Genomic DNA, 21,480 nt, shown 5'->3' on the forward strand with positions numbered 1-21,480 from the left:
CATGAAGACTCTCAAGGGCCCCGGCATCTTCCTCGCCCAGTACGCGTCGGACGAGGCGCCGTTCAACACGTTGCCCGACATCGCGCGCTGGGCGTCGTCGCTCGGTTTCGTGGGCGTGCAGATCCCATCTAACGACCGTCGCCTGTTCGATCTCGAGCAGGCCGCGGCGAGCAAGACGTATTGCGACGACATCGCCGGCACGCTCGCCGAGCACGGCCTGGTGGTGACCGAGCTGTCCACCCATCTGCAGGGCCAGCTGGTCGCGTCGCATCCCGCCTACGATCGGCTCTTCGACGGCTTCGCGCCGCCGGCGCTGCGTGGTCATACGCAGCAGCGGCAGGAGTGGGCGGTACAGCAGCTGAAGCTGGCGGCCGTCGCGAGCAGGAACCTCGGCCTCACCGCGCACGCCACGTTCTCGGGTGCGCTGGCGTGGCACCTGTTCTACCCGTGGCCGCAACGCCCGGCGGGCCTGGTCGAAGAAGCCTTCGCGGAACTCGGCAGGCGCTGGAAGCCGATCCTCGACGCGTTCGACGAGGCCGGCGTCGACGTCTGCTACGAACTGCACCCGGGTGAAGACCTGCACGACGGCGCCACGTTCGAGCGGTTCCTCGACGCGGTCGACCATCATCCGCGCGCCAACATCCTGTTCGATCCGAGCCACATGGTGCTGCAGCAGATGGACTACCTGCAGTTCATCGACAACTACCACGAGCGCATCCGCGCCTTCCACGTGAAGGACGCCGAGTTCCGCCCCAACGGACGCTCGGGCGTGTATGGCGGCTATCAGGGGTGGGTCGACCGCCCGGGACGTTTCCGTTCGCTCGGCGACGGCCAGATCGATTTCACCGCGATCTTCAGCAAGCTCGCGCAGTACGGCTACCCCGGCTGGGCGGTCCTCGAGTGGGAGTGCTGCATCAAGGATTCGCAGCAGGGCGCGATGGAAGGCGCACCCTTCATTCGCGACCACATCATCAAGGTGACCGAACGCGCCTTCGACGATTTCGCATCGAGCGGCAGCGACCGCGCCTTCAACCGCACGATTCTGGGACTCGAATGACCGCATCGGATAATTCTCTCGACACCGGCCGCCGCAGCGCGCTCGGTCATCTCGCGACCGCCGCCGCCGTCATCGCCGCCGCGCCGCTGATCGCCTCGGCGGGCACGTTGCCGGGCAAGGCCCCCGCGGGCCCCGCAGGTCCCGGACGCCTCAAGCAGTCGCTGAGCCGGTGGACGTCCAAGGCGCCGCTCCCCGAGCTGTGCAAGCGTCTCAAGGCCATCGGCTTCGTCGGCGTCGATCTGCTCTATGCCGACGAATGGTCGGTGGTCACGGACCACGGCATGGCGGTGTCGATGGGGTATCCCGCCAAGCGCGACAACCTCATCGAGTTCGGTTTCAACGATCCGGCGAACCACGCCCAGCTGATCAAGGAAATCGAGACGACGATCCCGCTCGCGAAGCGTGCCGGCGTGACCAACATCATCACGATGTTCGGCAACCGCAAAGCGGGCATCGACGATCAGCGCGCCATCGACAACTGCATCGCCGGCCTGTCGAAGATCGCGCCCTACGCGGCGGAGAACGGCATCACGCTCTGCCTCGAGCTGCTCAACAGCAAGGTGGATCACCACGGTTACCAGGGCGACCACACCGCGTTCGGCGTGGCCGTGACCAAGGGGCTCAATTCGCCCAACGTCAAGCTGCTCTACGACATCTATCACATGCAGATCATGGAAGGCGACGTGATCCGTACCATCCGCGACAACATCCAGTGGATCGGTCACTTCCATACCGGCGGCGTACCCGGTCGTCACGAGATCGACGGCACGCAGGAACTCAATTATCGCGCCGTCGCGACGGCCATCGCCGACCTGAAGTACCAGGGCTTCATCGCGCACGAGTTCATGCCGACGCACGCCGACCCCTTCGAATCGTTCGCCGAAGCATTCAAGATCTGCTCGGTCTGACCCTTAGACAGGAATGCCCATGACGCGCTCCATCCCGAAAGTCCTCGCTCTATCCGCTCTTGCGATCGCCGCTACGTCGACTGCGTCCGCGCAGGACGATCCGAAGGCCACGGAAAAATGGGAACCGGTGCCCAAGGTGGTGACACCGGGATCGAAGGACAGCGCACCGCCGTCCGACGCGGTGGTGCTCTTCGACGGTCGCGATCTCGCCGGCTGGGAGATGTCGAAGGATCATTCGCCGGCGCGGTGGAAGGTGCACGACGGCATCGTCACCGTCGACAAGACCACCGGCAACATTCAGACGAAACAGCGTTTCCGCGACTACCAGCTGCATCTCGAGTGGCAGATCCCGAAGAACATCACGGGTGAAGGCCAGGGCCGTGGCAATAGCGGTGTGTTCCTCGCGTCCACCGGCCCGGGCGATGAAGGTTACGAACTCCAGATCATGGATTCGTTCGAGAACAAGACCTACGTCAACGGCCAGGCCGCGAGCGTCTACAAGCAGACGGCACCGCTCGTGAACGCCGCGCGTCGCCCGGGCGACTGGCAGACCTACGACATCGTCTGGACCGCACCGGTGTTCGCCGCCGACGGGTCGGTGAAGTCGCCCGCGTACGTCACGGTGTTCCACAACGGCGTGCTCGTGCAGAACCACACCGAACTCACCGGCGAAACCTTCTACATCGGCAAGCCCAAGTACAAGGCGTACACCGACGCCCCGATCAAGCTGCAGGCACACGGCGATCACTCCGAGCCCCTCAGCTTCCGTAACATCTGGGTGCGTCCGCTGAACTGAGCGGGCAGGCGCACGTAGGAAACAAGAGCATGGCGGCGAGGCGGACCATGACCGCCGCCATGAACCCGTCCAGTACACGCATTGCGGTGAGACTGCGGAGCAGACGGGGCACGTGCAAGGCGCAACCCTAAAGCGACCGCATGACCGCGGCCGGTGAGATGCGAGAGGCGCGTAACGCCGGATAGAAGGCGCACGCAAGCGAAACCAGCAGCACCCCGACAGATGACGCCAGCACTATCGACGGCGAGATGAGGCCGAGGTCGAGTCTCGCCATTCCGATGCGATTGATGCCCACGGCAGCAACCGCCCCGAGACCGACACCGATAGAGGCCAGCGAAGCATTCTCGATCAGGAAGTAGGCAAGTATGTCCGACGACCTGGCACCCAAGGCCCGTCGGATGCCAATCGATACACGACGCTGGCGCACCCAGTGCGCAGTCAGCGCGCCGATGCCGATGGCGGTGATGACGCAGAGAACCATGACGACACAGGCCAGTGCATAGGCCAGCGCGTTGGCCTTGCTCGCCTGTTTCGCCCGCAATTCCTCAAACGATCTCGAGAATGGCTGCACATGACCCGAGTTAAGCTCGCGCAGCTTTGCGAGCGCGCTCGTCAATGCACGACCCACCTGTCCCGGCGACGTTCGTACAAGGTAGTACCCACCGATGTCCGCGTCGGCGGCGCGTTTGGCGATCAGCATCGTCATTCGGTCCTTCGCTTGCGCAGGCAGTGCGGAAACGACGTCACGCATGACGCCGACGACGCGATACCGCTGCGTTCCCGCACGCATGAGCCGTCCCACGGCGCGCCCGTCCGCAAAGAGCGCTTGCCGAAGGCTTCGGCTGATGACGGCTGGCCATTCGGGGTTATCCGACGTAGCGTCCGGAAGCATGCCCTCGTCGATACCCTTACCTTCCACGAGCTCGACCCCGAGCACGCCCTGGTAATCACCGGCGCCGCGGTAAACCGCTACCCGCACCGTGCCAACCGCCGCATCATCGCTACTAAGGCTGACGTAGTTCCCTGCGTGAAGCGGCACCGCACCAAAGGCAGCGTGCGTGACGCCGGGGAGCGCTGCCAGCGCGACCAGATTGTTCGCTTGTGTTCCGGTGCCTCCGCTTCCGATCACGCCGATACTCTGAATGACACCGATTCCTCGTTCGTCGATACCGATCGCCTCCACCGCCGACGAGATCGTGGAGGCGATGACGAAGATGCAATTCGTTATGACAGCGACGACAGTCGCGATCTGCAGAACCAGAATCGAAGCGATGCCGAAGTGACGAGGTAGCGCTTTGAATACGTGCATGTGACCTCAACCGGCTTCCTGCATTTGACGGTACGGCGAATGCCCCGACGCGACAATCGCGGGCACGAGCGAGCTGACGAGCATCGCGGCAATGCCAAGCATGATGGACGCTGCGACAACGCCCCCATCGAGGCTCAGATGGCTGGCGTACGTTTCTGGGGAGAGCCGGAGAAGCCCGACCCCGATGAAACCGAGGGCGATACCGAACAGACCGCCCAGGAAGCCGAGTAGCCCAGCCTCGATGACAAGTTGAAGGATGATGGCCCGACGGGACGCGCCGAGCGCTCGACGCAGGCCCAGTTCAGGGAAGCGGCCACGGAACGACACGACCTGCAGTCCCGCTACCGTGAAGAGACATGCGAGCAACACACCTAGCGACACGAAAAACTGCGCCCTCACACCGGGAGGAACGACGTTCTTGTATCGAAGCCACTCGGGCACGTTGCGCAGGCGAGTGTTCGGCGGTCTTCCATAACGGCCGGATCGTTGCTGCTCCAGGGAATAGGCAATCAGCTTTTCGCGAAACAGCGACGCTTTAGCTGGGTTCATTGCCACCCATACCTGCACCCACGTACAGTGATCGTCCATCGGACCATAGGCATCTTCGCTCAATGGACCGATGCAGCGAACGGGTCCGAATCCGTAATCCTGAGGAAGGTCGACCCAGGTACTGAACGGAATGAAGAGCTCCTCGGAATCGCTATACGGCCCATCGTTGAGGTCATAGATCTTCGGCACAATGTCCCATGGCTTCAGGACACCGACCACCCGCATGGTCTTCGTCGCTATCGTCAGTTCCCGGCCCACGCTATCGGTGCCGCCGAAGATGGCGTCGTTGGCCTTGGACGAGAGCACGACCACGCGATCCCGAAGCGAGTCCTGCGCGTCCGTCCATGGCGCCCCGTACTGCATACGAGCGCCGAACATGGAGAAGAAATCGCGTGTGGTAGCTCGGGTGATCGCCATCCTCGCCAGCGCGCCAACATCTCCCTTACCTGTGAGTGGCAGCCAGTTCTGAGACGTCATCACACGGGGCGATCCCTCAGCCAGCCTGAAGACGGACTGCGCGTCGAGAAAGTTGAGGTCATCGGGAGGTTCGGTCATAGAGGCATCGACCGTGCTGCTAGTGGAATCGAGCTGCGGGTGATAGATGCCGGCTCCGCGTCCGCCCAGTGGATCGGCCCCAAGGACGGCAATGCCGCTTCCCGTCGCACAGAATCCGCCAACACCGATCGCGATCGTGGCCACGATGAGCGCAGCACTAGCCAGCCTGCGCCGCAACGAGTGCTTCGCGATGCTTAGCGAGTGGAGTGCCACGAAAAGCACTCTCCCGAAAAGGACGTTGTTCACGATATTGAACAGAACCCGATATTGACTGCATCAGGCAACGGGCGGTCATCAAAGCATTGGACGTTGGATGATCCGCACGAGACGTTCCCACAAGCCCAATTGACCCCACGTTCGGGAATTCGTCCGCCGGACAGCACCGGGCGCAGATCCTCTCCTTTGTAGAGGATCGCACCGTTCGGAGTCACAACGATATCTTCCGGGTTTATAGACATAAGAACTCCAACTTCGACGCTCTGCCGATCATGAAACATGTCCACGGAAATGCACCAGCAGTCCCAATGCCCGGAAGACCTGGCAGGTATCGGTGGCCACGGTCGCCTCGCCAACGACAGATTGATCGCTATCGACTACTCTGAGCTTGAAGAGCCCGTCGCGGAATCCGATCGGCTCAACGAACAGCCTTACACCGGCCCCGTCGGATAGGCTGAAGATATCGGTGAATTCGCGACCATACGAGGTCCGGAATATGGGCTTTTCGCGAAGGTCGGACAGAATCACGAAACTATGGCTTCGCATGTCGTTTAGGCTCCACACCGCCACGCAACCGCACTGAACCGTCGCTGGTGAGGACAACGATCAATGGCATCCGCCATTTGCACACCCATCGTTGGATCCCGTGCACCCTTTGTTATCGCAGCCCGTCTGAATGTGCCGATTTGGAGCACCACTCTCCTGAAGAGATGCGAATTTGCGCAGTTCGTCGGTACGCAGTGTCAGTTCACCGCGATCACTAATTGAAACGAGAGAGGGGTCAATAATCACTTGAACTCCTGCCTTAGATGTCTTCAGTCATGACGGCCTTATGTCGGCTAATTAGTCGCCAATGTAACTATTTCGATGCCCTTCACTGGGACCGCCGCCGGAAGTGCCCCAAGCGGACAAGAAAGGGTCGGCTTCGATGTATCGAGGAAGCCAACCATCCACTGACGAAGCTTCACGTTGTCAATGTCAAGAGTGCCGTCGGGCAGTATCCGTCCTAGCGTATTGCGCGGATCGTCAAGAATGACGGTACATTTCCCGATTGCACCATTTGCCCGAATGAGCAGCGAGTTCGGTTTCGCGGCGTAGCAAATGTAGTCATCGAGATCCAGCTCAGACCTGACAGAATCGCCTTCATCCGCTCCGTTTCGGATATGGGAAAGAGCAGCCTCGTACGCCGACCTATTTAGAAGCCTCGGCCCAGCATCGAGTGCCTGTCCTAAAGCGCCAATTCTGTGAAAGCTGGCCGAGAATCGTTTGTCCGTCAGAAAGCTAGGCTTGAGGCGGTCGTACAGGCGCCTCATCGATTCGATATTGTCTTCATGCAAGTGCAGACGCAGGCTCACATGGAAATCTCTATCGGATCGCGCACATGCCTCCAGATTGTTCCATATCGTTTGGAATGTAGGACGACGATTGGCTTGTGTTCGGGTCTTGTCGTGCCATTCCTCATCACCATCCAGAGTGATCTGATAGTGCGTCTGATCCAGCCGGATAAGTTGATCGAATGTCTCTGAGTCGAGAAGGTACCCGTTAGTCGTCAGACCGCCAGAGAAATGAACTCCATGTTCATCGCATAGCTCTTTCGCGTAGGCGCTGATCGACATCACGACTTCCTTTGCCAGCAACGGCTCACCGCCGAACCAGGACAACGTGAGCATCTTGAGATGAGGCACTCTATTGCGAATCAGCGACTTCACCCCATCGATGACGGGTTGCTTCATCCTTCCCACGGTGAAATCTTCGTAGCAGTAAGTGCATCGAAAATTACATTTTTCAGTTGGGAGAAGGATAAGCTCGAGACGATCGGGAGATATGGCGGCTGCGAGACTTCCATTTGTATACATTCATTCATCCCTTTAAGCAGATCGTCAGCAACCGATGTTGTTGCATCCGGAGTTGGCGGTGCCGCCGGTGCAACCTCCATTGACGCACCAAGTGTTCCTTAGGCGCCATGTCACGTCGGTGCCAGATGCCTGAGCGGCGGCCACGAATCTATGAGTAGGACCGTGTAACGCGATCGCCGCATCAGATTTGATCGAGATATCCTCCGGATCGATCTGAATAGGTAAGTCCATTGCGTGATCTCCCTTAGATGTGTTGTTTATTGTGGCTGTAACCCGGCTACGCAGACTGCCCGTCCACCTTGCTGCACGGGGCGTTGATAAGCCCCATGAGGCGTTTCCGACCCTCAAGTGCAGCCGGCATTGGAGCAAGCCCTGTTGTCCCCGCCGCATCCATCGTTTGTGCAGGCACGGTTCGGTTCCTGGAGACGACGTGTCGATGCCTCCGATCGATTCCGCTCTACGAAGATTGAGTGCTGACGCGACTCAAGCTGGATCGCACCCGTGGACGTTATCGAGATCAGACCCGGATCGATGATCAATATCCTTCTCCCTGGCGTTGGCACGGCCTTCGCCGCAGCATCGACCCGTCCTGGACGAGCCGTCATTTCTTTCGCGTGTCGAACCCGGATTGGTTATCCCAGGTGGGGGCGCAAGGCAGCTTTATATCCGCAGGAATTTGGAATGCAAGGGTGCGCATGGCTCCCTTTGGTGCAACTGGTGTGTCCTTTTTTCTCACTTCTCTGCGCAGAAATCGTCCGGCTCTGGTCTCGATGCAATCACAAAGTCAACGTCCAGTGCTGCACGAACTGGCGCTTGACCAACTCCGGTCGTGCGCACGTCACGATTCGAGTCGGCGAAGGCATCGATAGTCGTGACGATGCGTTATAGGAGAATTCCTAGAGTCGACGGCGGCGAGTTCGCGGCGGCGGAAACACCCATCGATGCCTTTGTCACAAATCGTCGCCTCAACGGCTGAGGCAATTCTCACAGCATCGTTAGCACGCGGCGGTCCGCCGCTCCGTTAACGTTATTCTTTGCGCGTGATCCAATCGGAGAATGCCGCCGGATCGTCCAGCTACACCCACGATGCGAGCAGCTCCACCACGTTATGTCGGAAGACGTAGTGCATGCCGATCCATTCCTGAAGCGCGACGACGCGGCCGGCGATGTGTGCGCGCAGGGATAACGGGTCGGGTTGTCACGGAAGAATTCTTCGGAATCTACCTGGCCCGGTAGTTGCGGGGAGGTAGTCCGACAGTACGCCGAGCGCTTCCGACGTGGGATCGCCGATGAGTGACGCGGCAGGGCATGTCGGTCCAAGTGCACGATGTCCCGAAACAGATCGCCGTCGAAGTCGTCGCGGACGCCGCGCTCGTTGCCAGGTGTCCCAAGGCCGCCGCGTAGTCGCATTTGCTTCGCGCAGCGTTGACCCCTCGCGCGGCAACATGCGCCATGCCTACCCTCTGGTGGTTCGTCCTCATCGGTGCACTCCTGCTGGGGACGTCCTTCCTGTCGGGGTGGATCCGTCGTGGACCGGTGACGGCGTTCGCGATCTTTCTGGTCGTGGGAGCCTTGCTGGGGCCGGGCGTGCTGGGTCTCGTCACCTTGTCCGCATCGGGGGCCAACGTGCATTGGCTGCATGTCGCCGCGGAAGCGGCGCTGGTGGTCTCCCTGTTCGTCACCGGGCTGAAGCTGCGGCTGCCGATTCGCGATCCGGGCTGGCGGATGGCCGTTCGGCTGGCCCTGCCCGCCATGGTGCTCACCGTCGCGGGCATCGTCGCGATCGCGCAGGTCGGCCTCGGCTGGCCCTTTGCCGCGGCGCTTGCCCTGGCGGCGATGGTGAGCCCTACGGATCCCGTTCTGGCGTCGCTGGTGTCGGTGGACGACGCGCGCGACGACGATGCGCTGCGCGTGGCGCTCTCGGGTGAGGCGGGTCTGAACGACGGCACGGCTCTGCCGCTGCTGATCCTCGCCCTGGCGTTGATGCAACATCAGGGCGACCCCGGTGCCGTCGTCGGCCATTGGTTCGCCGTCGACGTGATATGGGGCCTCGCTGGCGGCCTGCTGATCGGGTTCGTCGGTGGATGGGGTCTCGGTTACGTCGGTACCCATCTTCGCCACGCCACGCGCGAGGTCGCGCCCAGCGATTTCCTCGCGATCGGCATCGTGCTGGTCGTCTACGCGCTCACGAAACTGGTGGATGCGTCCGGGTTCCTGGCCGCGTTCGCCGCGGGCGTGGGTCTGCGTCGGGTAGAAGTCCTGCTGACGAAGCGCGCCGATGCCGCCGAACCGCACGACACCGGCGACGAGCCGGCGGAAACGCGCGTCAAACCCAACGAGCGCTCCCGATCGACACCGGACCAGCCCGGCGAATCCGTCGGTTGGGTCGTTTCCGATGCGCTTTCGTTCGGCGAGACCTTCGAGCGACTGATCGCGTTCGCCCTCGTACTCGCGGTCGGCATCGCCGTCGTACCCGTGGCGAGCGTGAGCGGCGCGTGGATCGCGGCCGCGCTCATGCTCGTCGTGCGCCCCGTGTCCGTATGGATCGCCACGATCGGCAGCGGCGTGCCATGGCAGCGGCGCGTGCTCATCGGCTGGTTCGGCATACGCGGTCTCGGCAGCCTCAACTACCTCGCCTTCGCACTGGTCAGCGGATTCACAGGGGTCGATGACGGCGTGCTCGTTGGCATCGTGCTCACCGTCGTCGCGACGAGCATCATCGCGCACGGCGTCACCGTCACGCCCCTGATGAACTGGCGGCAGCGCGCGCTCGACGCGAAACGTCAGTCGCGGTAACCAGCGTCGCTCAGGACCGTCACCGGGACGGCCCGCTCCTGCTCATTTGCTGCTGCATCTGCTGGGCCAGATACTCGGACCGTATCTGCGCCTGCTGGTGGTCGTACTGCGCGATCTGCGCGACGGCCTGCTCGGGCTGCGGCGGTGGCTTGGTCAGGTCGACGGTGACGGGCGTGGCGAGTGGGCCGCTTCCGAGGAAGCCCATCGTCATGTTCTGCTCGTTGAGGTGGCAGCTGCTCAGGTTGTCTCCAGTGATCCGGTTGGTGTGGCAGGCAGCCGTGAACTGCAGAAGTCGCTCCTCGGATGCCTCCGGAACCCGGCGACCCAGTTCGCTGTACAAGCCGTGATGCACACTCACGGGATGGCGGGGGTCCGATAGGTTTGGGGCAGACTGAGCTTGCGTAGTGAGTTCGCCCAACGGAGAGGGCGCATTGACACGGGTCGTCCCCTGCGGATCGGCGTAGGGCGGCCGAACAGTTGGCTGCCGGTCAACCGAGCGCGTATCGCTGTCCATTTCCTCGGCGACGTTCTGCGCCGGCGGCGCCCACGAACGCTGTGCCTCCTGAGCCATCCGTAGATCGGCAATAAATGCGCGGCCTCGGATTGCTCTACGCGTCGCCTCGTCGGCCACACCATTGACCTCGAAACCCTCCTGTTGCTGGAAGCGCGCGACGGCCGCCTTTGTGTACGAGTCGTAGAACCCGTGAACAGCCAGAGGCTCGTTCCGATAATCCGTCACGCCAAGCTTTTTCAAGTCTTCCTGCAGGCGCGTTGTCGCCTCCATGTCGAGGCCATGCGGTGCGGGAGTCCGTAGGTCGACGCCGTTGTAGCCAAGATCTTCGTGACTTCGCTCCTGAGATAGGGCCACATCGAGCGATGGAATGCGATGCGACGGCGCCACGTTATACGTCTCAACAGCGGCCCGATGCTGGTGCTCCTGAAGAAAGGAAAGATGCGCCTTTCCGATCATTCGCCCTTCCCTGCGTAATGCGATGTCGTGACCGTGGGCCGCTTCAGACTGGGACTTCAAGGCGGCCAAGGTGCGCGCGCCCACCTCCCCGTCGGCGACAAGCGAGAGGGACCGTTGGAATGTAAGGACGGCATCGCGCGTGTTTCGCCCAAAATGGCCGTCAGGCTCCAGACGTTGCCCGTTCGAGCCGAGATATCCCATTTCCCGAAGATTTGCCTGGAGGTCTTTGACATGCTGACCTTGGTCCCCGAGCTTCATCACCGGTGTGCGGCTCCCGGCGATTCGGTCCGTATCGAATGGCACGGGTATGCCAGTGCGAGCGAACTCCATAAGCTCTGCTTTCTCGTCTCGGATCCTGTTCCGTAGACCGGGCCAATTTTTCTTTGAGCTGGCAAATTGCTCTTCTAAGTGGCTTGCCTTGTAGTCTTGCACGGCCTCAACCAACTGTTCATCGCTAATCGACGACAGGTTGAAATCTCGACCAAACTTCTCAACAAGTCCATTTTTGAAGATTGACTGCGTCAGGCCCCCATACTGGACCGCGGTGCTCCATACCGCATCGTGTACGGCGCCGCCCCGCGATGAAACATCTAACCCGCTTCTGATCAGAGCTCTCAGCTGAGGTCGATAGTGGTGGGTCCGGATGAACTCATGCTGGTCATCGCCGAACCCAGACTCAGATGCAGCGAGGTCTCTCCATTTCTGTTTGAAAGCCGGGCTATTTATCTCGAGTCCGACAAAATGCTTCCCATAGACGGACCAAGCGAGATACTCGTCAACGGTCTTAGCTGAACTCGACAGCTGGTACTGCCCATAGGACACCCCACCGTGATCTCCCTTACCCGTGGATATGGTGCCCGGCCCACGGCCGCCTGCCTCATAACGCCGAGACGTGTGACCTACGGTCCAACCTTTCTTGTCTTCCATCTAGATTTGCTCCCTGCGTAACTACCGCTTCAACATCGTCTCGAGTTCAAATGCGCGCTCTGTCGTGGCTTGAACGTCACACCCGTACGCATCGAGTTCACCGCCCTGTCCCGAGTCGGGTCGTATGGCGCATCGAGAGTCCCGCTTGCGAATCCATGCCCGCTCCTCCCCTCGGAGTCGGTTCCTCGCAATGGGATCAAGGTTCGCCATCAAGCTTTTGTAAGCACGGTTGAGCCGGTCATCTTGGTGACCCATTTCCTCACTCATGCAGTCTCTCATTACCGGCGTTACACCACCGGACGCGTCGAGGCATTGCGTATAACTGGGCCGAACCCCAATCTTCGTATCCTCAGGCGACAGTTCGCCTGGAGAAGCCAGAGCGGACATGCAGAAGCTCAGGGACACGATGATGAATATAGAGATTCGCTCTGTCACGCCAGTAGGCGGTGCGTACCAGTGGTGCTTTCGAGAAAACGCTTCCTTGTGCAACATCATTCCTCCCATGCGTTGTGCAGAGTCAGCCGGCAACATGCGCGGTAGTCGACTCGGACGGTGATGTGGAGCCAGCGTACACGGCGGTCTTCAGCAACGTACGCGACGCCCGCTTCATTCCTCGCATCATGACAGTGTCCCTACTCGATTATTCGTTCCGACTTCGACATGATGTGCTAGATAGCGTCAGGCTCGAAGTCCTCCATGGCGATGAATCCGAAGTCCTGGATATAGGAGATCGATTCTTCTTTGTGATCAACTCCACCTTCGCGGCGACACGACGAGTGAATGAACACGGCCGGTTGGCTGGCGCCGGCGACCAAGAATCTCGACCACGTTCATAGTTTCTCCCTGGGAAGCCTCGCGCCCGATACGCGGCGGCGCGAAAAGAGCAGTACCGTACGCCAACCTTGAGGTGCGACATATGGAAATTTTCGGAAAGTTAGTCTGAAACGACGGCGTGCGCCGCACCAACCGTTCGGAGCAATGCAACGGCACGACCTCAGTCATTCGATGCCCAAATGGGTAGGTGCTTACTTGATATCGCAGCTCCCAGCCAAAGTACTGAGCTAATCGTCCTGCGCCTTCTCCCACGTCATCCGCGCATGCGCCTGCGCGGTGCATTGCGCTCCTAGCTGCACGAGCGAGGCGATGGCTTCAAGCGACAGCGCCACACGCCTGCACTCCACGCCATCGGACTCGTGAATGAGGTCGGCAAGGAACTCGCTGAGGGTTCGCGCGTAACCGAGCCACTCGACCGCACCGTTCAGCAGATCGTGCGTGGTGGCTTCGGGATCGAGTGGATAGACGGCGCGGAGCGTGGACGATCGGCCGGGCAATGACATGGGAAACCTCCCTGGAAGAAAACACCCGCGTCCTGACGCGGCACGCCCACAGAGCGACGTGCCGCGGACCATCGGACTCGCGGTTTCACCGGCTGCCCGTGGCCGGGCGCCGGACAGCTTGATTGACGACGTGGACTGGCGTCAGCTCGTGGAAGCGGCACGCGAGAGCACGCGCCGGGTCACACGGCCGAGAAAAACCTCAGAAAAAGGCGCTGACGCCCGGTCGATCAACCGTGTCTGCGACGGATGCAGACAGCCCGGTAACCGGGTGGGTTGTCGCCGGGGGGATTCGGCGGGCGAGCGGGTGCCGTATGATCGTGGGTAGCCACTATCGACTCCTGAACAGTTGGTTGTGGTCAGCGAGACGGGGGTGCTCGAACACCTCCGTCTCGCGCTTCAGCCACGCGTATCGCATCCGCAAGACGACGAAACGACAATGTCAGCGTGGCCGTGGCAACGTAGCAAATTGCGATGGTGTTGTCTGTAGGCGTCGAGGATGCTTACCGACACGACACGGTCTCGAATGTCGTGGCGATGCGACAGTGAGCGCCCGCACGTCAGTCGCGGTAAGCGGGCCTCGCCATCTCGCCGATCCAGTAGGCCGCGCGGCGCACCCATTCCTCGGCGAGGTTGCGGTTCCAGACGAACGTCGCGACGCTTTCCGGTGGCATGGTGTAGGTGAAGCGGTTCTCGCCGTCCACGACGGACACCGCGCGCGGTTTCGTCGCGATGTTGACCATCACCAACACCATCGATCCGTCGTCGTTCTGGAAGGCGACGTTCGCGAGGTCTTTCGTGGCATCGGTGTCGTTGGATTTCACGCGGAACGCGCCGGGGAGCACGAACCGGCTGAAGTGACCGAGGGCGTAATACTCGTCGTTGCGCGTGATGGCGCCGGTGGTCGAGTCGATGGTCACCACGCCCTTGCACGCGGCGCAGCCGCCGAAATGCGGGCCGTGGTCCTCGTCGAGCGCGAGGTTCCAGTAGATGACGCCACGGGCCCACTGACGGGTTCCCGTTACCAGCAGATTTCGCGAGAACCAGAGCAGTTCGCCGTTCATGTTCAACGGCCAGTCGCCGCCGGAGCATTCGGTGATGTAGGTGTCCTTGTCGGGATGCTCGCGGTGCACCCTTCCCTGCTCGTGCTGACTGCCTTCGTAGCAATGCCACGCGACCCCGTCGACGAACGGCGCGGCCTTCGGATCGCCGAGCACGCGCAACGGTTCTTCCGGATGGCTCCAGTTGTGGTCCCAGTCGAGGATGGCGACCTTCGGCACGCGCGTGGCGAGCTTCGGCCCGAGGTGCTCGCCGATGATGCGCGCCCGCTGTTCCGCGCTGAGCTGCATGCCGGGATAGCTCAGGGGCGAGTAGCGGGGCTCGTTCTGCAGCGTGAGCGCGGCGATGGGAATGCCGTGTCGCGCATAGGCATCGACGTATTTCACGAGATAGTCGGCGTACACGCCTTCGTAGGGTTCGAGCAGCGTGCCACCGATGAGATTGCCACCGTCCTTCATCCACGGCGGCGCGCTCCACGACGACGCGACGACGAGCATCCCGGGGTGGATCGCCATGATCTGGCGCATGGTCGGGATCAGGTAGGCGAGGTTCGGCGCCACGCTGAAGTGCTTCAGCTCCGGGTCCGTCTGGCCGAACGGTACGTCATCGAGCGTGTAGAGGTTGAGCGAGAAGTCGGAGGCGCCGATGGTCAGACGCGTCATGTTGAAGTTGAGGTTCGGCGGCGGCCCATAGAGCTCGCGCAGCAACGCGTCACGCTGCCGGGCGGATAGCTTGTTGCGCAGGAGCCATGCCGACGAGTCCGTCAGGGCGGCGCCGAAGCCCGTCATCGACTGGTAGCGCGTATCGCGCTCGATGGTGATGTCCGCTGGCGACGCATCCGCCGCCGCCAGCGCGAGATCCGGTTGCGGTGTCAGTTGCAGACGGTGATCCGCCGTACTCACCCAGACCTCGACGACGGATGCGACGGGGCGCGCGGCGGCGCGCGGCGCCACGGCGGCGGCCGGCTGCCACAGACGCGGCGCATAGATCGCCGCCAGCGTGAACAGGGAGATCAGGGCGATGAAGACCGCAGCCACCCGGCTGGATTCGCGACCCTCCTCAGCCATGCCGGCCGATGTTCCCATCACTCGTGTACACGACGTTCGTTACCCACTCCGTATTGCCGTTGCGCGACAGTCTACCGGACGGGAAACGATGACGCCGGTCGTGGCGGCCTGTGATTGTCTAACGCCGGAGTGACCGCCTATGCTTGCGATCCATGTCCGCGTCGTCCGCCAACCTCTTCCATCGCATGCGCGTCAGCCGACGCGCGTGGCTGCTCGTGGCGTTGGCGCTGCTGGTCAAGCTCGCCACCGCCACGGCGTGCCTGCTCGACGGACCGTCGTTCGCCAGCGCGCCCGCCGACCGTGGCGATGCGACGCAACTCGTGCTGGCGACGCCTGGCGATATGCCGGGCGACGACGCCTGCGCCCTCGGCGAGGGCGGTGGCTGCCATTGCGCGTGCGCCCACGCCATGGCCCTGCCGGCCGCCGCATTTGCGGTCGGCAGCTTCACGCTCCTTCCCTCCTACGTCTCCCAGCCGCCCGTCACGCCCTCGCCGCGCGACGCGATAGCGCCTCTGCGTCCACCCATCGCCTGAGCACGTGCCCTGGCGCACCGCCGCGGTAGCGGCGGTGCGGATCGCTCGTGTCTTGAGGAGATGTTCCGATGTATCTACGACGTGCAGCGCCTGCGGGCGCTCTGTGCGTGTTGCTGGCTGTCGCGACGATGGGCCGCGCGACGCCGTTCGACGAAACGCCGCTCGTCGCGGCACCGCCCGACCTGCGCACGGCGGTGCGCGATGTCTGGCAGGCCAGTCCGCAACGCGACGCGGCCGAGGCGCGCGTTCGTGCGGCGCGCGAACGCGCGAAGGCGGCGGCGCAACCGGTCTACAACCCTGCCGTGCAGCTCGACGGCGAGAACGCCGATGTCGATCGGCGTACCGCCGGCGCCAGCCTGACGCTCGACGTGACCGGCAAGCGCAAGGCGCGCGTGTCCGAGTCCGATGCCGATGTCCGCGCCGCCGAGGCCGCGCTGGCGATGGAGCGACGGGACGTCGCGCGCGACTGGCTGAAGAGCTGGGCGTCCCTTGCCCTGGCACGCGAACAGACCGCGCTCGGGCGACGCCGCGTGCAGCTGATGCACCGCTTCGACGAACTCGCTGCCCAGCGGCTCGCCGTGGGTGACGTGAGTGCGCCGGAGCGGGACCTCGCGGGCCTGGCGCTCGGGGAGGCGCAGGTGCAGCAGGCATCGCTCGAGGCCGCCGAGGCGGCGGCGCTCGCCGCGCTGAACACGCTCGCCGGCGAGACGAAGGCCGGGTTGCCCGCGCTGCCCCGCGGCCTGCCCCCCGATGTCGGACCGATCGACGCCGCGACGCTCGCCGATCGCCCGGAGCTCGTCCGGGCACGCGCGGAACAGGATCGCGCGTTTGCCTCGATCGCGGTGGCGGATCGTCAGCGCCGGCCCGATCCGACCATCAGCCTGACGGGTGGACGGGTACGCAGCGGTACGCGTACCGATCGCGTCGTCGGCATCAGCGTCTCGCTTCCGCTGCCGGTGTTGAACAGCGGCCGCTACGACGTGGACGCCGCACGCGCGGAAGCCGATGCGGCACAGGCGTCCCGTCAGGCGGCGGCATGGCGTGCCGACGAGCAGCTGGTGCAGGCGACGGCGACATACAACGCGATGCGCATGGCCGGCGAGAGCTTCCGCGCCGGCCGCGCGGGTGCGTTCGACGATCGCGTCGCGCTGCTCGACCGGCTCTGGCAGGCGGGCGAGATCGACACGTCCGACTACCTCGTGCAGCTCAGGCAGAGCACCGACACCGCTCTCTCGGGCCTCGCGCTCGAGAGCCAGACATGGCAGGCGTGGTTCGACTATCTCGCCGCCGCCGGCCGTCTGACCGAATGGGTCGATGGCCATCCGAAGGAATCACCATGAATCGCATCGCTCTCCGCGCCATCGTCGTCGCGATGGCCGCACTCACCTTTGCCGCCCACGCCGCGGCAACCGACGCGGACGGCGACGATCCGCTCGTCCTCGACGCGACCGCCATTAAGGAGGCGGGTATCGTCGTGGACGTCGCCGCGCTGCGCACGTCGGTCGACCGGATCAGCGCTCCCGGCGAAGTGAAGGCCGATGCGTACGCCACGGCGATCGTATCGCCACGCGTCGCGTCGCAGGTCGTGGCGCGCCGGGTCAGACTGGGCGATGACGTCAAGGCGGGCCAGCCGCTGGTGGCGCTGTCGAGTGTCGAGGTCGCCGAAACGCAGGGGCAGTTGATCGTCGCCAGTCAGGACTGGGCTCGCGTCGCCGCGCTCGGCCCGCAGGCCGTCTCGGCGCGGCGTTACAACGAAGCGCTGGTCCAGCGCGATCAGGCGAAAGCGAAGCTGCGCGCCTATGGTCTTTCCGACGGGCAGATCGCCCGTTTGATCCAGCGCGGCTCGTCCGCGGCCGACGGCAGCTTCGAACTGCTCGCTCCCCAGTCCGGCCGCGTGACGACGGACGAGTTCGTCGTCGGCGAGCGGGTCGAGCCGGGCCGCGTGTTGCTCACGCTGGCCGCCGAGGCGTCGGTGTGGGTGGAAGCACGGCTCGCTCCTGGGGTTGCTGCGCAGGTGCGTCCGGATGCCGACGTGTCCATCGTCTCGAACGGGAGGACGTTCGCGGGCCGGATCGTGCAGCGCTCGCACCGTACCGACGAAAAGACGCGAACCGTCGCGCTGCGCATTCGCGTGCCGAACGAGGACGACATGCTCCACCCTGGCGAACTCGTGGAAGCGCGCATCGCGATCGCGTCGCGCACCCGGGAGCTCGCCGTGCCGGCCGCCGCTATCGTCCTGCTCGGAAACCAGCCCACGGTCTTCGTGCGCGGCAAGCGCGCAGGGCAGTTCGAACCGCTCCCGGTCGAAACCGGCGACACGCACGACGGATGGACGGCGGTCACGCAGGGCCTGAAGGCGGGCACGCCGTACGTCAGCCAGGGAGCGTTCTCGCTCAAGGCGCGCATGCTGCGGTCGCAGCTGGGAGACGACTGATGCTGCAACGTCTCGTCGCACTCTCCTTGCGTTACAAGGCGCTCGTGCTGGTCGCGTTCGCGGTGGTGGCCGCGCTCGGCATCCACGCCGCGCGCACGCTGCCCATCGATGCGTTTCCCGACGTCACCCCGGTACAGGTCAACGTCTACACGGAAGCGGCGGGACTCGCCGCGGAAGACGTCGAGCAGCTGCTCACCACGCCCGTGGAGTCCTCGCTGGCCGGCCTGCCGGGCGTGCACGACATCCGCTCGGTGAGCCTGTTCGGCCTGTCGTATGTATCGGTCTACTTCGACGACGACACGGACATCTACTTCGCGCGCCAGCTCGTGAACGAACGCCTGCAACAGGTGGGCGACCGTCTCCCCGCCGGCTACGGCAAGCCGGAGATGGGCCCGAACACCTCCGGACTCGGGCAGGTCTTCTGGTACACGGTCGAACGGGCGAACGGTGCCGGAGGGGACGCCTCCTCCGACATGGACCTGCGCACGCTGCAGGACTGGTCCGTGCGCCTCATCCTGCGCACCGCTCCCGGCGTCGACGACGTCACCTCGTGGGGCGGCCAGCAGAAGCAGTTCCAGGTGCGCGTGGATCCGCTGCGCCTGATCGCGCACGACCTCGGCTTCCGCGATCTGATCCAGGCGCTGGAGGCGAACAACGCGCAGGTCGGCGGCAACGTGATCGACGTGGGCCGCGAGCAGTACCTCGTGCGCGGCCTTGGTCTCGTCAGGAATGCCGACGACATCGGCGACATCGTGCTGAAGACGGAGGATGGCACGCCCGTGCTCGTGCGCGACGTCGCGGTCGTGACCGAAGCCGGCGCACCGCGTACCGGTGCCGTCACCCGCGATGGCAAGGAGGTGGTGATGGGCCAGGCGCTCGCCCGCATCGGCGAGAACGCGAAGAGCGTCGTCGATGCAGTGAAGGCGAGGCTCGACACGGTGAGACGCGTGCTACCCGAAGGCGTGGCGATCAGACCGGTCTACGAGCGGACGGATCTGGTCGACGCGGCGACGGGAACCGCCGTACGCGCGCTGGTCGAAGGGGCCATCCTGGTCGCGCTGGTGTTGTTCGTGTTCCTCGGCGAACTGCGCAGCGCGCTCATCGTCATCGTCACCCTGCCCCTCGCCATGCTGATCGCCTTCATCGGCATGCGACAGGCGGGCCTCTCCGCCAACCTGATGTCGCTGGCCGGTCTCGCGATCGGCATCGGCATGATGGTGGACGGCGCCGTGGTGATGGTCGAGAACGCCTTCCGCCTCATGGCGGAACGAAAGGCGCGCGGCGAACCGGTCGATCGTGCCGCGTCCGTGTTGCAGGCCGCGCGCGAGGTGGCCGGCCCGATCGCGTTCGCCATCCTGATCATCGTCGTCGTCTTCCTGCCGCTGTTCAGCCTGCGGGGGCTCGAAGGCAAGATGTTCAAGCCGATGGCCTTCAACATCGCCTTCGCCATGGCCGGCTCGCTGCTGCTCTCGCTGACGTTGGTACCCGTGCTGGCGGCGATGTTCCTGACGCCGAAGGAAGATCGCGACACGCGCCTCGTCGCCGTGCTCAAGCGCGGCTACGCGCGCGTGCTCGCGTGGTCGCTGGCACGGCGGGGCGTCGTCGTCGGGATCGCGGTCGCGTCGCTCGCCGCCACGGTCGCGATGTTTCCGCTGCTCGGCAAGGAGTTCATGCCCGATCTGCGCGAAGGCGCGATCATGTGGCGCATCACGTCCATCCCCTCCGCGTCGCTCGACGAATCGATCGCCATCTCCAACCGGGTCTCGGCGCGGATCAAGGCGGCGTTTCCGGAAGTGGAGACCACGCTGGCCATGATCGGGCGCGCGGAAAAAGGCGAGACCGCCGACGTGAACTACATGGAGGTGTACACGCCGCTGAAGCCGAAGGATCAGTGGCGCGACGGCAAGACGCTCGACGCTATCGAAGACGACATGCAGCGCGAGCTCGCCGCGCTCCTGCCGACGGCGGTCGTGAGTTACACGCAGCCGATCCAGATGCGTGTCGAGGAGCTCATCTCCGGCGTGCGGGCGACGCTGGCGCTCAAGCTCTACGGCGACGATCTCGCCGAGCTCGATCGTGTGAGCGCGAAGCTCAAGAACGTGCTCGCCACCGTGCCGGGTGTGGCCGACCTCTCGCTGGAAGCGAACGTCGGCAAGCCGCAGATCCGCATCGCCGTGGATCGCGCCGCGCTCGCGCGTTACGGCCTCAACGCGGAGGATGTGCTCACCGTCGTGCGCAACGGCGTCGGCGGCGAACCCGTCGGCACGCTGATCGCCGGCGTGAAGCGCTTCGACATCGCGGTGCGGCTCGACGATGCCAGCAAGCGTTCGATCCAGGCCGTCGAGCGCATTCCCCTCCGCACGGCGTCGGGGGCGCTGGTCCGGCTCGATCAGGTGGCGACGATCGATACCGTGGAAGGCTACTCGTTCATCCGTCGCGAACAGCTCCAGCGTTACGCGGTGATCCAGATGGACGTGCGCGGGCGGGACGTGGACGGGTTCGTGAAGGACGCCGATAGCGCCATCGCCGCGGCCGTGACGCTTCCGCCGGGTTACTACACGGCCTGGGGTGGCGCGTTCGAGAACCAGCAGCGTGCACTGACGCGGCTGGCGATCATCGTCCCGGTGACGATCTTCGTCATCTTCATGCTGCTCTACACCGCGTTCGGTTCGCTGCGCCACGCGGCGCTGATCCTCGCCAACGTGCCGTTCGCGACCATCGGCGGCGTCGCGGCGCTCTTCCTGACGGGACAGTACCTTTCGGTACCGTCGGCGATCGGCTTCATCGCCGTCTTCGGCGTGGCGATGCTCAACGGTATCGTGCTGGTCAGCTTCCTCAACGGACTTCGTGCGACGGGCGGCCTCGACGTGCGCGACGCGGTCGTCCGGGGCACGGCGCTACGCCTTCGTCCCGTGCTGATGACGGCGAGCGTCGCGATCCTGGGCCTGTTGCCCATGCTGGTCTCCAGCGGCGTCGGTGCGGAAACGCAGCGACCGCTGGCGACGGTGGTGGTCGGTGGGCTGATCACGTCCACCCTGCTGACCCTGGTGCTGCTGCCGGTGATCTACGATTGGATGGAACAACGGCGCGCCGCGCGGAGCCGTTGAACGGCGT

The 21,480-nt window shown here is 63.8% G+C and carries 15 protein-coding genes; 8 read left to right on the forward strand and 7 right to left on the reverse strand.

The features are described 5' to 3' along the window. The first annotated feature begins 1 nt into the window (after window position 1). The 3 genes from BMX32_RS06300 to BMX32_RS06310 are packed head-to-tail and all read left to right on the forward strand — an operon-like array spanning window position 2 to window position 2,761. Window positions 2-1,057 carry a sugar phosphate isomerase/epimerase family protein gene (locus tag BMX32_RS06300; RefSeq protein WP_029213632.1) on the forward strand — a complete coding sequence of 352 codons (1,056 nt, stop codon included), beginning with the start codon at window positions 2-4 and terminating at the stop codon, window positions 1,055-1,057. Further along, window positions 1,054-1,965, forward strand: coding sequence for a hydroxypyruvate isomerase family protein (locus BMX32_RS06305; protein ID WP_089975738.1), 912 nt, complete (start codon window positions 1,054-1,056; stop codon window positions 1,963-1,965). The genes BMX32_RS06300 and BMX32_RS06305 overlap by 4 nt, the downstream gene beginning before the upstream one ends. A gap of 19 nt (window positions 1,966-1,984) precedes the next feature. Next, window positions 1,985-2,761 carry a 3-keto-disaccharide hydrolase gene (locus BMX32_RS06310; RefSeq protein WP_211664175.1) on the forward strand — a complete coding sequence of 259 codons (777 nt, stop codon included), beginning with the start codon at window positions 1,985-1,987 and terminating at the stop codon, window positions 2,759-2,761. Window positions 2,762-2,888: 127 nt separating this feature from the next. Here the strand turns inward: BMX32_RS06310 and BMX32_RS06315 are convergent, their stop codons facing one another. The 4 genes from BMX32_RS06315 to BMX32_RS06330 all read right to left on the reverse strand — a co-directional run bounded on the left by BMX32_RS06315 (window position 2,889) and on the right by BMX32_RS06330 (window position 7,246). Further along, window positions 2,889-4,070: an ABC transporter permease gene (locus BMX32_RS06315; protein ID WP_089975744.1), complete on the reverse strand. Its 1,182-nt coding sequence runs from the start codon at window positions 4,068-4,070 to the stop codon at window positions 2,889-2,891. Window positions 4,071-4,076: 6 nt separating this feature from the next. Next, on the reverse strand, window positions 4,077-5,420 hold the full coding sequence (locus tag BMX32_RS06320; protein ID WP_089975747.1) for an ABC transporter permease: 1,344 nt from the start codon (window positions 5,418-5,420) through the stop codon (window positions 4,077-4,079). Between the two features lie 240 nt (window positions 5,421-5,660). After that, a complete protein-coding gene (locus BMX32_RS06325) occupies window positions 5,661-5,918 on the reverse strand; it encodes a hypothetical protein (protein WP_139206682.1) in 258 nt (85 codons plus the stop codon). A gap of 311 nt (window positions 5,919-6,229) precedes the next feature. After that, window positions 6,230-7,246 carry a radical SAM protein gene (locus BMX32_RS06330; protein ID WP_089975752.1) on the reverse strand — a complete coding sequence of 339 codons (1,017 nt, stop codon included), beginning with the start codon at window positions 7,244-7,246 and terminating at the stop codon, window positions 6,230-6,232. 1,452 nt (window positions 7,247-8,698) lie between these two features. On the opposite strand from BMX32_RS06330, the gene BMX32_RS06335 reads away from it, so the two are divergent. Beyond that, entirely contained in the window at window positions 8,699-10,042 is a 1,344-nt protein-coding gene (locus tag BMX32_RS06335; protein ID WP_089975755.1) for a cation:proton antiporter, read from the forward strand. 19 nt (window positions 10,043-10,061) lie between these two features. Here the strand turns inward: BMX32_RS06335 and BMX32_RS06340 are convergent, their stop codons facing one another. From BMX32_RS06340 to BMX32_RS06355, 3 genes are all read right to left on the reverse strand, one after another. Further along, complete coding sequence (locus BMX32_RS06340) at window positions 10,062-11,939, reverse strand: peptidoglycan-binding domain-containing protein (protein WP_089975758.1); 1,878 nt, start codon at window positions 11,937-11,939, stop codon at window positions 10,062-10,064. Between the two features lie 1,061 nt (window positions 11,940-13,000). Next, complete coding sequence (locus BMX32_RS06350) at window positions 13,001-13,276, reverse strand: hypothetical protein (protein WP_089975764.1); 276 nt, start codon at window positions 13,274-13,276, stop codon at window positions 13,001-13,003. Window positions 13,277-13,833: 557 nt separating this feature from the next. Beyond that, complete coding sequence (locus tag BMX32_RS06355; RefSeq protein WP_089977035.1) at window positions 13,834-15,399, reverse strand: glycoside hydrolase family 30 protein; 1,566 nt, start codon at window positions 15,397-15,399, stop codon at window positions 13,834-13,836. Window positions 15,400-15,551: 152 nt separating this feature from the next. Between BMX32_RS06355 and BMX32_RS06360 the strand changes: the two genes are divergently transcribed. From BMX32_RS06360 to BMX32_RS06375, 4 genes are all read left to right on the forward strand, one after another. Next, window positions 15,552-15,932: a hypothetical protein gene (locus BMX32_RS06360; protein WP_089975767.1), complete on the forward strand. Its 381-nt coding sequence runs from the start codon at window positions 15,552-15,554 to the stop codon at window positions 15,930-15,932. Window positions 15,933-16,000: 68 nt separating this feature from the next. Further along, the gene (locus tag BMX32_RS06365; RefSeq protein WP_089975770.1) at window positions 16,001-17,272 is read left to right on the forward strand and encodes a TolC family protein; all 1,272 of its coding nucleotides are present in this window, start codon (window positions 16,001-16,003) and stop codon (window positions 17,270-17,272) included. Beyond that, on the forward strand, window positions 17,269-18,366 hold the full coding sequence (locus BMX32_RS06370) for an efflux RND transporter periplasmic adaptor subunit (protein WP_089975773.1): 1,098 nt from the start codon (window positions 17,269-17,271) through the stop codon (window positions 18,364-18,366). The genes BMX32_RS06365 and BMX32_RS06370 overlap by 4 nt, the downstream gene beginning before the upstream one ends. Next, window positions 18,366-21,473 (forward strand): efflux RND transporter permease subunit, encoded by a 3,108-nt coding sequence (locus BMX32_RS06375; protein WP_089975776.1) that lies wholly within the window; start codon window positions 18,366-18,368, stop codon window positions 21,471-21,473. The genes BMX32_RS06370 and BMX32_RS06375 overlap by 1 nt, the downstream gene beginning before the upstream one ends. The last annotated feature ends 7 nt before the right edge of the window (window positions 21,474-21,480 follow it).

It is taken from the genome of Luteibacter sp. UNCMF331Sha3.1 (assembly GCF_900109915.1).
Lineage (GTDB): Bacteria > Pseudomonadota > Gammaproteobacteria > Xanthomonadales > Rhodanobacteraceae > Luteibacter.

What these genes read in the sequence shown, in the direction of transcription:
- BMX32_RS06300 (WP_029213632.1), top strand. Translation starts at nt 2, where the DNA reads ATGAAGACTCTCAAGGGCCCCGGCATCTTCCTCGCCCAGTACGCGTCG.
- BMX32_RS06305 (WP_089975738.1), top strand. Translation starts at nt 1,054, where the DNA reads ATGACCGCATCGGATAATTCTCTCGACACCGGCCGCCGCAGCGCGCTC.
- BMX32_RS06310 (WP_211664175.1), top strand. Translation starts at nt 1,985, where the DNA reads ATGACGCGCTCCATCCCGAAAGTCCTCGCTCTATCCGCTCTTGCGATC.
- BMX32_RS06315 (WP_089975744.1), bottom strand. Translation starts at nt 4,070, where the DNA reads ATGCACGTATTCAAAGCGCTACCTCGTCACTTCGGCATCGCTTCGATT.
- BMX32_RS06330 (WP_089975752.1), bottom strand. Translation starts at nt 7,246, where the DNA reads ATGTATACAAATGGAAGTCTCGCAGCCGCCATATCTCCCGATCGTCTC.
- BMX32_RS06335 (WP_089975755.1), top strand. Translation starts at nt 8,699, where the DNA reads ATGCCTACCCTCTGGTGGTTCGTCCTCATCGGTGCACTCCTGCTGGGG.
- BMX32_RS06340 (WP_089975758.1), bottom strand. Translation starts at nt 11,939, where the DNA reads ATGGAAGACAAGAAAGGTTGGACCGTAGGTCACACGTCTCGGCGTTAT.
- BMX32_RS06350 (WP_089975764.1), bottom strand. Translation starts at nt 13,276, where the DNA reads ATGTCATTGCCCGGCCGATCGTCCACGCTCCGCGCCGTCTATCCACTC.
- BMX32_RS06355 (WP_089977035.1), bottom strand. Translation starts at nt 15,399, where the DNA reads ATGGCTGAGGAGGGTCGCGAATCCAGCCGGGTGGCTGCGGTCTTCATC.
- BMX32_RS06360 (WP_089975767.1), top strand. Translation starts at nt 15,552, where the DNA reads ATGTCCGCGTCGTCCGCCAACCTCTTCCATCGCATGCGCGTCAGCCGA.
- BMX32_RS06365 (WP_089975770.1), top strand. Translation starts at nt 16,001, where the DNA reads ATGTATCTACGACGTGCAGCGCCTGCGGGCGCTCTGTGCGTGTTGCTG.
- BMX32_RS06370 (WP_089975773.1), top strand. Translation starts at nt 17,269, where the DNA reads ATGAATCGCATCGCTCTCCGCGCCATCGTCGTCGCGATGGCCGCACTC.
- BMX32_RS06375 (WP_089975776.1), top strand. Translation starts at nt 18,366, where the DNA reads ATGCTGCAACGTCTCGTCGCACTCTCCTTGCGTTACAAGGCGCTCGTG.